The sequence below is a fragment of the Streptomyces sp. NPDC032161 genome (assembly GCF_040636995.1).
Lineage (GTDB): Bacteria > Actinomycetota > Actinomycetes > Streptomycetales > Streptomycetaceae > Streptomyces.
In genome coordinates this window covers 189562-200404 of record NZ_JBEZVN010000009.1, presented here as the reverse complement: position 1 = coordinate 200404, position 10843 = coordinate 189562, and the positions used below count along the sequence as shown (strand labels likewise).

Sequence of the window (10843 nt, the reverse complement as noted above, 5' to 3'; positions counted from 1 at the left end):
CGCTCTTCCTTTAATCCGGGGTTTCTTTTTTCCCCGCCCTTTACGGGGGGGGTGTGGCGCCCGCCCCGCGGGGGTCGGGCCCGACCCGCCCCCCCCCCCGCGGTCGCAAACGGCGTCGTGAGTCGTGCGGGCCGCCCCTCCCGCTTCTTGTGGATCAGCGCCGCGGGCCGGGTAGGGTCCGTGGCACACACCGCATCGACTGCAATTCGGCCACCGTCACGTCGGGAGGGACTCCTGACGCCCTGCGCGGGCCGTCGCACACCTGGAGGGAAACGCGTGGAAGCCAACACTCGTAGCACCGGGCGGCTACCGGCTGCCTTCCTGACGCCGGGATCCTCTTCGTTCATGGAGTTCCTGTCCGCCCACGCGCCCGGGATGCTCCCGGGCAACCGGAGCCTGCCGCCCGTGCAGGGGGCCGTCGAGGCGCCGCACGGCACGACCATCGTCGCGGCGACCTTCCCCGGAGGCGTGGTCCTGGCCGGTGACCGGCGGGCGACCATGGGCAACATGATCGCGCAGCGCGACATCGAGAAGGTCTTCCCGGCCGACGAGTACTCGGCGGTGGGCATCGCCGGCACGGCCGGTCTGGCCGTCGAGATGGTCAAGCTCTTCCAGCTGGAGCTGGAGCACTTCGAGAAGGTCGAGGGCGCCCAGCTGTCCCTGGAGGGCAAGGCCAACCGGCTCTCCACGATGATCCGTGGCAACCTGGCGATGGCCATGCAGGGCCTGGCCGTCGTGCCGCTCTTCGCCGGCTACGACGTCGACCGCGACAAGGGACGGATCTTCTCGTACGACGTGACCGGCGGCCGGTCCGAGGAGATCGGGTACGCGGCCACCGGCTCCGGATCCATCTTCGCCCGCGGCTCGATGAAGAAGCTCTACCGCGACGACCTGACGGAGCAGCAGGCCCTCACCCTGGTCGTCCAGGCGCTGTACGACGCCGCGGACGACGACTCGGCGACCGGCGGCCCCGACATGGCCCGGCGGATCTACCCGATCGCCACCGTCATCACCGACGAGGGCTTCCGGAAGCTGTCCGACGCGGAATCCTCCGATATCGCCCGCTCGATCGTCGAGCACCGGATGGAACAGCCCGACGGCCCGCGCGCCGCGCTGCTCTGACCGCCGGTCCCGATGCTTCCCCGACACTCTCGTCACTGACAGAAAGGGACGGACAACCGGTGTCGACGCCGTTCTATGTCTCACCCCAGCAGGCCATGGCCGACCGGGCGGAGTACGCCCGCAAGGGCATCGCCCGTGGACGCAGCCTCGTAGTGCTGCAGTATGCCGACGGCATTGTTTTCGTCGGCGAGAACCCGTCCCGCGCGCTGCACAAGTTCAGCGAGATCTACGACCGGATCGGTTTCGCCGCCGCCGGCAAGTACAACGAGTACGAGAATCTCCGCATCGGCGGGGTCCGCTACGCCGACCTGCGCGGATACACCTACGACCGCGACGACGTGACCGCCCGCGGTCTGGCCAACGTCTACGCCCAGACGCTGGGCACCATCTTCTCCAGCGCGGCCGAGAAGCCGTACGAGGTGGAGCTGGTGGTCGCCGAGGTCGGCACCGAGCCCGAGGGCGACCAGATCTACCGGCTGCCGCACGACGGCTCGATCGTCGACGAGCACGGCTCGGTCGCGGTCGGCGGCAACGCGGAGCAGATCAGCGGTTTCCTCGACCAGCGCCACCGCGACGGCATGACGCTCGCCGAGGCGCTCAAGCTGGCCGTGCAGGCGTTGTCCCGGGACCCCAACGGCAGCGAGCGGGAGATCCCCGCCGAGCGGCTGGAGGTCGCGGTCCTGGACCGTACGCGGCCGCAGCAGCGGAAGTTCAAGCGGATCGTGGGCCGGCAACTGGCCCGCCTGCTGGAGGCGGACGGCGGAGCCGCGCCGACCGACGCCCCCTCCGACGACGAGTCCGGTGAGGCGGCCGAACCGCCCGCGAGCACGACGGACACCGCCAGGCCCGCCGACTCCGGCGGGGACGTGGAGTAAGCGACCCTCCGGTGCCCCGGTCCGCCCTTCCGGCGGGCCGGGGCACCGTCACGCGTGCCCGGCGTCCTGCGGTGCCGCCGACGACGAGCCCCGTGCCACCAGGCGCACGGGCAGGCTCCCCGGCTCGGCGGGGCGGCCGTCCAGGACCGCGAGCAGGGCGGCCATGCCGCGCTCGCCCACCCGCTCCGCGGGCAGCCGCACGGTGGTGAGCTCCGGCTCGACGGCCACGGAGAGGGCCAGACCGCTGAAGCCGGTGACCGACAGGTCGTCGGGGACGCGGAGACCGAGCCTGCGGGCGGTCTTGCAGGCGCCTGCGGCGAGGACGTCGTCGTCGCACACGATTGCCGTGGGACGCGGCCCCGGGGCCGCCAGCGCCCGCTGCGCGGCCTCGCGCCCGGCATGGACGTCGAGCGCCGCCTCGACGGTCCGTACGCAGGTGCCGGGCACCGCCCCCACGGTGTCGTGCAGCGCCCGGGCGCGGACGGCGAACGTCCAGGAGTCGACCGCCGCCGCCAGATGGACGAAGCGGCGGTGACCGAGCGCGAGCAGATGCTCCGCGACCTGCCGCATGCCGTCGGCGATGTCCAGATTGACCCGGGCCGCGACACCGGTGTCCGCCGGGTCGCTGTCGAGCATGACCAGCGGCAGGTCCGCGCCGCGCAGCGCGTCGAGCGCGCCCGCGGCCATCGACGAGGCGATCACCCCGTCCAGGGAGGCACGTGCCGAGGCGAAGGGGTCCCTGGCCGGCCCGACGCCCTCGGGGGACGGGTAGAGGACGACCCCGAAGCCGTGTTCCGCGGCGACGGCGGCGGCGCCGGCGTGGACGCGGGCGAAGAACTCGTTGGTGAGCGCCGGCACGACCAGCAGCGCCGTCCTGGTGCGGCCGAGGCGCAGCTGGCGGGCGGCCAGGTTGGGCTGGTAGCCGAGGCCGTCGGCGGCGTGCCGCACCCGGGCGGCGGTCGCCTCGGAGACCCGGCCGCGCCACTTGTCCCCGAGCACCAGGGAGACGGTGGCCTGCGAGACGCCCGCGGCCCGTGCGACGTCCCGGCTGGTGGGCCGGGCGGATGCGGGCGTCCGTGCGCTGGTCACTCGGGCCTCCGGGCCGGTCGGGGCAGGCGCCGTGCGGTGGACCTGCGGACTGGTCACATGGTACGTATGACCCTCGTCGTTATACGTAAAACCCCATGGTGCCGGAAGGCGCGCGAGGAGAGGGACGGGACATGGCCGCCGGATATCTGGACGTCCTCCGGGCGCGGCATGCCGCCAGGCTGCTGGCGGGAACCCTGGTGGGCCGGTTGCCCAGCGGCACCGCCCACATCGCGATCGTGCTGTTCACCCGGGCCGAGGGCGGGAGCTACACCCTCGCCGGGGCGCTCGCGGCCGTGTACGGGCTGTCCACCGCGGTCGGTCAGCCGCTGCTGGGCCGGGCCGTGGACCTGTACGGCCAGCCGCGCGTCCAGCTGCCCGCCGCCGTGGTGTCGGCGCTCGGCATGGTGATGCTGGCGCTGACGGGCACCGGGTCGCTGGCGCCGGCCTTCGCGGCCGTGATCGTGGCGGGGGTGTTCACCCCGCCGCTGGAGGGCGGTCTGCGGGCGTTGTGGCCGTCGGTGCTGGGCGGCGAGGAGCGGGTGCACCGGGCGTACGCCATGGACGCCGTCGCCCAGGAGGTCATGTTCACCCTGGGGCCGCTGCTGGTGACGCTCCTGGTGTCCCTCTGGTCGCCCGCCGCGGCCCTGCTCGTCATCAACGGCCTGGGGGTCCTGGGGGCGCTCTCCGTCGTGCTCTGCGAACCCTCCCGGGCCTGGCGCTCCGCGCCCCGCGAGGCGCACTGGCTGGGCGCGCTGCGCTCACCGGGGCTGCTGGCGCTGCTCGGCGCGTTCTTCTTCGTCGGACTCGCCCTGGGGTCGATCACCGTCGCCGCGGTGGCGTACGCCGACGACCACGGCCGGGAGTCGGTGTACGGCTGGCTGATGGCCGCGCTCGGCCTGGGCGCGCTGACCGGCGGCGCGGTGTACGGGGCGCGGCAGTGGGCCGGGACCCCGGAGCGCCGGCTGCGGTACCTCGTGGCGCTGCTGGCGCTGGGCTACCTGCCGCTGATGCTGACCCCGGGGGTGGTCGCCATGACCGTCCTGGCGGCCCTCGCGGGCGTCTTCCTCGCGCCCTCGATCGCCTGCTCGTTCATCGTCGTCGACCGGCACGCGCCGCGCGGCACGGTGACCGAGGCGTTCTCCTGGCTGGTGACGACCTTCGGGGTGGGCGCGGCGGTGGGCACGGCCGTGGCGGGCCCGGCCGTCGAGGGGGGCGGGACGACATGGGGCTTCGTCGTGACCGGGGCCAGTGGGGTGGCGGCGCTGCTCGTTCTCCTGGCCACGAAAAAGGTCCTCGCAGTTCCCGCGAGCACGGGTGTCGCGGTGCGCAGATCGGAAAATGATCGAAACGGTGCTGTCGAACCCGGTTTCAGCTCAGGCCATAAGGCGTAATGTTCAGTCATGGACCGCCGCATTTTCGGGCTGGAGAACGAGTACGGCGTCACGTGCACGTTCAGGGGACAGCGCCGACTGTCCCCTGACGAAGTGGCGCGCTACCTCTTCCGCCGTGTCGTGTCATGGGGCCGCAGCAGCAATGTCTTCCTGCGGAACGGCGCCCGCCTCTACCTCGACGTGGGATCGCATCCGGAATATGCAACCCCCGAATGCGACAACCTGACCGAACTGGTCACCCACGACAAGGCCGGTGAGCGTATTCTCGAAGGTCTGCTCGTCGATGCCGAACGCCGCCTGCACGAGGAGGGAATCGCGGGCGACGTCTACCTCTTCAAGAACAACACCGACTCGGCGGGAAACTCCTACGGATGTCACGAGAACTATCTCGTGGCCCGGCACGGAGAATTCTCCCGGCTCGCGGACATCCTGATTCCCTTCCTCGTCACGAGGCAACTGATCTGCGGCGCGGGCAAGGTGCTCCAGACGCCGCGCGGCGCGGTCTACTGCGTCAGCCAGCGTGCCGAGCACATCTGGGAGGGCGTCAGTTCCGCCACGACCCGGTCCCGCCCGATCATCAACACGCGGGACGAACCGCACGCGGACGCGGAGCGGTACCGCCGTCTCCACGTCATCGTCGGCGACTCCAACATGTCCGAGACGACGATGCTGCTCAAGGTCGGCGCGACCGACCTGGTGCTCCGCATGATCGAGGCGGGCACGGTGATGCGGGACCTGACGCTGGAGAACCCGATCCGGGCCATCCGCGAGGTCAGCCACGACACCACCGGGCAGCGCAAGGTGCGGCTGGCCAGCGGGCGTGAGGCGTCCGCCATCGAGGTGCAGCGCGAGTACTACGAGAAGGCCGTCGACTTCGTCGACCGCCGCGGCATCCGCACCGGGACGGTCGCCCGGGTCCTGGACCTGTGGGGGCGTGCGCTCGACGCGATCGAGACCCAGGACCTGGACCGGATCGACACCGAGATCGACTGGGTGATGAAGTACAAGCTCATCGACCGGTACCGGGCCAAGCACAACATGACGATGTCGCACCCGCGGGTCGCCCAGATAGACCTCGCTTACCACGACATCCACCGCCGTCGTGGTCTGTACTACCTGCTGGAGCGCAAGGGGCAGGCCGACCGGGTCTGCAACGACCTGAAGATCTTCGAGGGCAAGTCCGTGCCCCCGCAGACGACCAGGGCGCGGCTGCGCGGCGACTTCATCCGCAGGGCCCAGGAGCAGCGGCGGGACTTCACCGTCGACTGGGTCCACCTCAAGCTCAACGACCAGGCGCAGCGCACCGTGTTGTGCAAGGACCCGTTCCGCTCGGTGGACGACCGGGTGGAGAAGCTGATCGCGGGGATGTGATCCGGCACGGCACCTCCCCGGACGGTGACACGACGCGGGCCCCGTACGTTTCTCGTACGGGGCCCCGCGCACGTCCTAGAGTGGCGGGGACCCAACCGACCGTGCCGTCTGAGATCTGAGGAACACGTGCGCCGACTTGCCGGCCTTCTCGTCGTCCCCCTGCTGCTGCTGACAGGGGCCTGTGGCAACGACAATGGCTCCGCTTCCGAGTTCCCCGCGATCACCGCGGGGGCGAAGTTCGGGGAGAAACCCACCCTGTCCAAGGGCTCCGGTAACCCGCCCAAGGAGCTGAAGACGAAGGTCCTCAGCCAGGGCGACGGTCCCGAGGTCAAGAACGGCGAGGCGGTCCAGGTCAACTACCTCGGCCAGTCCTGGGACTCCGACAAGCCCTTCGACAACAGCTTCGACCGCAAGCCGTTCGATCTGACGCTCGGCGCCGGGATGGTCATCCAGGGCTGGGACAAGGGCCTGGTCGGCAAGAAGGTCGGCAGCCGGGTCCAGCTGGTCATCCCGCCGGACCTCGGTTACGGCGCACAGGGCCAGGGCGACATCAAGCCCAACTCCACCCTCGTCTTCGTCGTCGACATCCTGAAGGCGACACAGATCCCGGTCTCCGCCAAGGGCACCGAGGTCGCCCAGGAAGACGCCGACCTGCCCAAGGTCGGCACCAACACCGACGGCAAGGCCCCGAAGGTCACCATCCCGTCCAAGAGCACCCCGCCGTCGAAGCTGGTCTCCAACTACGTCCTGGAGTCCAAGGGCGAGGTCGTGAAGGACACCGACAGCGTCATCGTGCACTACGTGGGCCTGGTGTGGAAGGACGGCAAGACGTTCGACAGCACGTACACCACGGGCCGTACGCAGACCTTCCCGCTCGCCCAGGTCACCCTGAAGGGCCTCAAGAACGGGCTGGTCGGCAAGAAGATCGGCAGCCGCGTGCTCCTCGTCGTCCCGCCGGACCAGGGATTCGGCGACCAGGCGCAGCAGACCATTCCGGCGAAGTCCACGCTGGTCTTCGCCGTGGACCTGCTGGCGAAGATGTAAGACTGTCCCGGTTGCGCAGTTCATCATCAAGAGGAGCAACTCAGTGAGCATCGAGAAGCCCGAGATCGACTTCCCGGGTGGCGAGCCGCCGGCCGACCTGGAGATCAAGGACATCTGGGAGGGCGACGGCGCGGTGGCCAAGGCGGGCGACAACGTCTCGGTCCACTACGTGGGCGTGGCCTTCTCCACAGGTGAGGAGTTCGACGCCTCCTGGAACCGCGGCACCCCGCTGCGGTTCCAGCTCGGTGCCGGGCAGGTCATCTCCGGCTGGGACCGGGGCGTGCAGGGCATGAAGGTCGGCGGGCGCCGCCAGCTGACGATCCCCGCGCACCTCGCGTACGGCGACCGCGGCGCCGGTGGCGGCCGCATCGCCCCCGGCGAGACGCTGATCTTCGTCTGCGACCTGGTCGCCGTCTGATCCGCGCCTCTACGCGACGAGGGCCCGTGCCGCAAGGTGCGGGCCCTCGCTTTTGTCCCGGAAGCGGGGAGCGGTACGGTCGACGATCGTAGAGCGGAGAAGAAAGGGCGTCGATGGCGATCGCCAAGGCCGAGCGGCTGATGAACCTGGCCCTGTGCCTGCTGGGAACGAGGCGCCCGCTGAGCAAGCGTGAGCTCCGGGGGTCCATCGAGGCGTACTTGGAAGCGGGCTCCGACGATGCCTTCAACCGGATGTTCGAGCGCGACAAGGACGACCTGCGCGAACTCGGTCTGGTCATCGAGACCGTGGAGAACCTGGACGGCGACACCGGGTACCTCGCCCGCCGCGACAGCAACCGCCTCCCCCCGATCACGCTGGACGCCGAGGAGGCCGCCGCGCTCGGGCTGGCCGCGAAGGTCTGGCAGCAGGCGCGGCTGGCCGGTGCAGCCAGCGGCGCGCTGCAGAAGCTCCGGGCGGCCGGGATGCCGGAGACCGAGGACACGTACGAGGTGCACAGCGCCCTCGAACCCCGCATCCCCGTGCACGAGGCCGCGTTCGAGCCGCTGATGCTGGCCTGCCGGGACCGCCGCCCGGTGACCTTCGACTACCGCAAGGCCAACGCCGCCCGGCCCGAGACGCGCCACGTCGAGCCGTGGACCCTGGAGTGCTGGCGCGGCCACTGGTACCTGGCCGGCTGGGACCGGGACCGCCGCGCCGAGCGGGTCTTCCGCCTCTCCCGGATCACCGGCAAGGTGCGCTCGCGGGCGGCCGGCACGTTCACCGCCGAGGTGCCCGACGTCGTAACCGTCCGTGAGACCGTGGAGAGCTGGGCGGGGGAGACTGCCACCCGGACCGCGCTGATCAGGCTGCGCACCGGCGCCGGATACCCGCTGCGCTCGCGCGCCGTTTCGGTCCGGGAACTCGGGAACGGGTGGGACGAGTTGGAGATTCCGTACGGGCACGGACTGGACGCCTGGCTCGTCGAGTTCGGCCCGGACGTCGTCGTGGAGGAACCCGCGGACCTGCGGGCCGACGTGGTGGAACGGCTGCGCGCCGTGGCCAAGGACTGAAGGGGGCCCGTTCATGGCCACGAACGCGATCGACCAGACCCGGCGGATGCTCTCCCTGGTCACCTATCTGCGCGAGCGTCCCGGCGCCCACGTCCAGGACGTCGCCCGCGCCTTCGGCATCACCGAGGACGAGCTGATCTCGGACCTCGACGTGCTGCCCATGTGCGGGACGAGCTTCCGCGGCGGCGACCTGCTGGACATCGACACCGACGGCGAGCGGATCTGGTGGCACAACCCCGACGACGTCGCCGAGCCGCTGCGGCTCGCGGCCGACGAGGCGACGGCGCTCCTGGTCGCCGCCCGCGCCGTGGCCACGCTGCCGGGCCTGCGCGAGAGCGACCGGCAGGCGCTGCTGCGGGCCACCGCGAAGCTGGAGACCGCGGCCGGTGAGGTGGGGGCGGCCAGTTCGAGGCTCTCGGTCACCTTCGAGTCCGAGGGCGGTGTCTTCGCCGAGGTCGACCGGGCGATCTCGGAGCGGCGCAGGCTGTGGCTGCGCTACTACTCGCCCGCGCGCGACGAGCTCACCGAGCGCGAGGTGGACCCGATCCGGCTGTTCGCCGTGGGCCACACGTACATGGAGGCGTGGTGCAGGTCGTCCGAGGACCGGCGCACCTTCCGCCTCGACCGGGTCGCCGCGATCCGGCTGCTGGACGAACCGGCCGCACCGCCGGAGCTCGAACTGCGCGACCTGTCCGAGGGACTGGTCCAGCCCGCGGCCGAGGACCCGGAGGTCGTGGTCGAGGTCGGTCCCGGCGGGCGGTGGGTCGCTGAGTACTACCCGCACGACACCGCCCGGGAACTCCCGGACGGCGGGCTGCGGATCGCCCTGCGCACCCCCGACCCGGCCTCGCTGCGCAGGCTCGCGCTGCGGCTCGGCGGGGAGGGGCGCATCGTCTCCCCGCCGGAGCTGGCGCGGAGTGCCCAGGAGGCGGCCCGTGCCGCACTCGCCGCCTATGACGACCCGGTCTGAGCGGACATTCGAGGGAGATGTGAGCGATATGTCTGCGATGTCAGGTGTGCCGACCGTGGTGGTCCCGGACTCCGTGCGCTTCAAGGCGGCCTGTCCGGACTGCCGGGAGCGGTTCGAGCTGACGGCCGGGGCGATCCGGCTCGCCGTGGGCGCCAGCCGCCGCACCACGTTCTACTCCTTCACCTGCCCGGAGTGCGGCTCGGCCGTCCGCAAGCCCGCGGGGGAGCGGATAGTCGAGCTCCTCACCCACGGCGGGGTACGGACGCTGCGCCTCCACAGCAGTCTCTAGTGCCGCTCCCGGCAACGTTTGCCCCGTCGCGAACCTCGCCGGTCACGGCACTAGCTCCACTCCCGGTACCGGCCGCTCCGGGCTCCGGTTCCCTCCGCGTCCCATGTCCACCACCCGTCACCGGTCACCGGTCACCCGCCACCGTCCCCGGAATTCTCCGAGGCCCCGACACATCGAGGATCCCCGCATGTTCTGGCCCATGCTCGCCATCGCCCTGGGCTTCCTCGGGATCGCCGTTCTGGGCGTGCTGGCCGTCAGGGTCTTCATCGAGGTCCAGCGACTGGGGCGGCAGGTGACGCTGACCACTCAGCGCATCAACCGTGCCGCGGAGGACCTCGAACGGGCCGCGACGGACCTCGCCGCCACGGGCGAGGCGCTGCGCTAGGGCGTGTTGCGAAAGTGCCGTCCGGCCCGCGGCATCTGGCACGGCGCCTCGCCACGTCGTCGGGATCGTCCATGTACGCCCCGCACGAGGACGGGCCTCCGCCTCGCGATGCACCGCACCGGACGCCGCGGGCGCCGCCCTGCGGGCGGACGACAGCACTTGCGAAACGCGCCCCAGCCGGGCTCCGCCGCGGACGTACGCCCCCGGGTGACAGGGGCACGGCAGTCGCGCCGCCACGCGTTCGTGTGAGGCGGTGACCAGGGCCGATCGGTCGTCCAGGGCGTGCCCTCCTGTTTCCCGGACTCGGGGGGTACGCTGCTCGAGCGGCCCGCAGAGCGAGGCGTGGGCCGTCACCGCGGGGACGCACGGGTATTGCCCCGTGTTCACTACCGCGGGATACGATCGCTGACAGTACGACGATCGGACGCCCGTTGTTCGATCCGCCCCACCCCGGCTGCCTCGGTGAGAAGGTACACGCTTATGTTCGGAAAAATCGGCGCTCCCGAGATCATCCTGATCCTCGTCGTCATTGTTCTGCTGTTCGGCGCGAAGAAGCTTCCTGACATGGCTCGCTCGCTGGGCAAGTCCGCCCGCATCCTGAAGAGCGAGGCCAAGGCGATGAAGTCCGAGAGCGGCCCGTCGGCCACCCCGGCCGAGCCGGCGGCCAACGACCAGGCCCAGGACCAGGCCGCCCCGCGTACCATCAAGGCCGCGCCGGGTGACGTGACCAGCTCCCGCCCGGTCGCCGAGCCGACCGACTCGACCAAGCGCTGACAGTAACGGGCCGACGCAGGCGCCGGGGATTCGGTGACGGCCTGC

Annotated in this window: 12 protein-coding genes; 11 read left to right on the top strand and 1 reads right to left on the bottom strand. The window is 71.2% G+C overall.

Annotation, left to right across the window (positions count from 1 at the left end; translation table 11 throughout):
• Nucleotides 1-276 precede the first annotated feature (276 nt).
• Nucleotides 277-1122 carry a proteasome subunit beta gene (gene prcB / locus AB0E67_RS20045; protein ID WP_362028357.1) on the top strand — a complete coding sequence of 282 codons (846 nt, stop codon included), beginning with the start codon at nucleotides 277-279 and terminating at the stop codon, nucleotides 1120-1122.
• A gap of 59 nt (nucleotides 1123-1181) precedes the next feature.
• Nucleotides 1182-1997, top strand: coding sequence for a proteasome subunit alpha (prcA, locus tag AB0E67_RS20040; RefSeq protein ID WP_362028355.1), 816 nt, complete (start codon nucleotides 1182-1184; stop codon nucleotides 1995-1997).
• Between the two features lie 48 nt (nucleotides 1998-2045).
• Here prcA and AB0E67_RS20035 read toward each other — a convergent pair whose 3' ends face one another.
• Nucleotides 2046-3086 (bottom strand): LacI family DNA-binding transcriptional regulator, encoded by a 1041-nt coding sequence (locus AB0E67_RS20035; RefSeq protein WP_362028353.1) that lies wholly within the window; start codon nucleotides 3084-3086, stop codon nucleotides 2046-2048.
• Nucleotides 3087-3217: 131 nt separating this feature from the next.
• Between AB0E67_RS20035 and AB0E67_RS20030 the strand changes: the two genes are divergently transcribed.
• The 9 genes from AB0E67_RS20030 to tatA all read left to right on the top strand — a co-directional run bounded on the left by AB0E67_RS20030 (nucleotide 3218) and on the right by tatA (nucleotide 10798).
• Nucleotides 3218-4477, top strand: a complete 1260-nt coding sequence (locus tag AB0E67_RS20030; protein WP_362028350.1) for an MFS transporter — start codon at nucleotides 3218-3220, stop codon at nucleotides 4475-4477.
• A gap of 9 nt (nucleotides 4478-4486) precedes the next feature.
• The gene (gene pafA, locus AB0E67_RS20025; RefSeq protein ID WP_351525160.1) at nucleotides 4487-5848 is read left to right on the top strand and encodes a Pup--protein ligase; all 1362 of its coding nucleotides are present in this window, start codon (nucleotides 4487-4489) and stop codon (nucleotides 5846-5848) included.
• 126 nt (nucleotides 5849-5974) lie between these two features.
• Nucleotides 5975-6892, top strand: coding sequence for an FKBP-type peptidyl-prolyl cis-trans isomerase (locus AB0E67_RS20020; protein WP_362028347.1), 918 nt, complete (start codon nucleotides 5975-5977; stop codon nucleotides 6890-6892).
• A 43-nt stretch (nucleotides 6893-6935) separates the two neighbouring features.
• A complete protein-coding gene (locus AB0E67_RS20015; protein WP_351525162.1) occupies nucleotides 6936-7310 on the top strand; it encodes an FKBP-type peptidyl-prolyl cis-trans isomerase in 375 nt (124 codons plus the stop codon).
• A 113-nt stretch (nucleotides 7311-7423) separates the two neighbouring features.
• Nucleotides 7424-8380: a WYL domain-containing protein gene (locus tag AB0E67_RS20010; RefSeq protein WP_073787839.1), complete on the top strand. Its 957-nt coding sequence runs from the start codon at nucleotides 7424-7426 to the stop codon at nucleotides 8378-8380.
• Nucleotides 8381-8393: 13 nt separating this feature from the next.
• The gene (locus AB0E67_RS20005; protein ID WP_362028343.1) at nucleotides 8394-9350 is read left to right on the top strand and encodes a WYL domain-containing protein; all 957 of its coding nucleotides are present in this window, start codon (nucleotides 8394-8396) and stop codon (nucleotides 9348-9350) included.
• Nucleotides 9351-9378: 28 nt separating this feature from the next.
• Nucleotides 9379-9639, top strand: a complete 261-nt coding sequence (locus tag AB0E67_RS20000; RefSeq protein ID WP_073787835.1) for a phage terminase large subunit family protein — start codon at nucleotides 9379-9381, stop codon at nucleotides 9637-9639.
• Nucleotides 9640-9826: 187 nt separating this feature from the next.
• Nucleotides 9827-10024, top strand: coding sequence for a hypothetical protein (locus AB0E67_RS19995; RefSeq protein WP_351525165.1), 198 nt, complete (start codon nucleotides 9827-9829; stop codon nucleotides 10022-10024).
• Nucleotides 10025-10504: 480 nt separating this feature from the next.
• Entirely contained in the window at nucleotides 10505-10798 is a 294-nt protein-coding gene (gene tatA / locus AB0E67_RS19990) for a Sec-independent protein translocase subunit TatA (protein WP_351524933.1), read from the top strand.
• The last annotated feature ends 45 nt before the right edge of the window (nucleotides 10799-10843 follow it).

Excerpts from the sequence above, each read along its gene's own strand:
- AB0E67_RS20030 (WP_362028350.1), top strand. The coding sequence starts at position 3,218 with ATGGCCGCCGGATATCTGGACGTCCTCCGGGCGCGGCATGCCGCCAGG.
- pafA (WP_351525160.1), top strand. The coding sequence starts at position 4,487 with ATGGACCGCCGCATTTTCGGGCTGGAGAACGAGTACGGCGTCACGTGC.
- AB0E67_RS20010 (WP_073787839.1), top strand. The coding sequence starts at position 7,424 with ATGGCGATCGCCAAGGCCGAGCGGCTGATGAACCTGGCCCTGTGCCTG.
- AB0E67_RS20005 (WP_362028343.1), top strand. The coding sequence starts at position 8,394 with ATGGCCACGAACGCGATCGACCAGACCCGGCGGATGCTCTCCCTGGTC.
- AB0E67_RS20000 (WP_073787835.1), top strand. The coding sequence starts at position 9,379 with ATGTCTGCGATGTCAGGTGTGCCGACCGTGGTGGTCCCGGACTCCGTG.
- AB0E67_RS19995 (WP_351525165.1), top strand. The coding sequence starts at position 9,827 with ATGTTCTGGCCCATGCTCGCCATCGCCCTGGGCTTCCTCGGGATCGCC.
- tatA (WP_351524933.1), top strand. The coding sequence starts at position 10,505 with ATGTTCGGAAAAATCGGCGCTCCCGAGATCATCCTGATCCTCGTCGTC.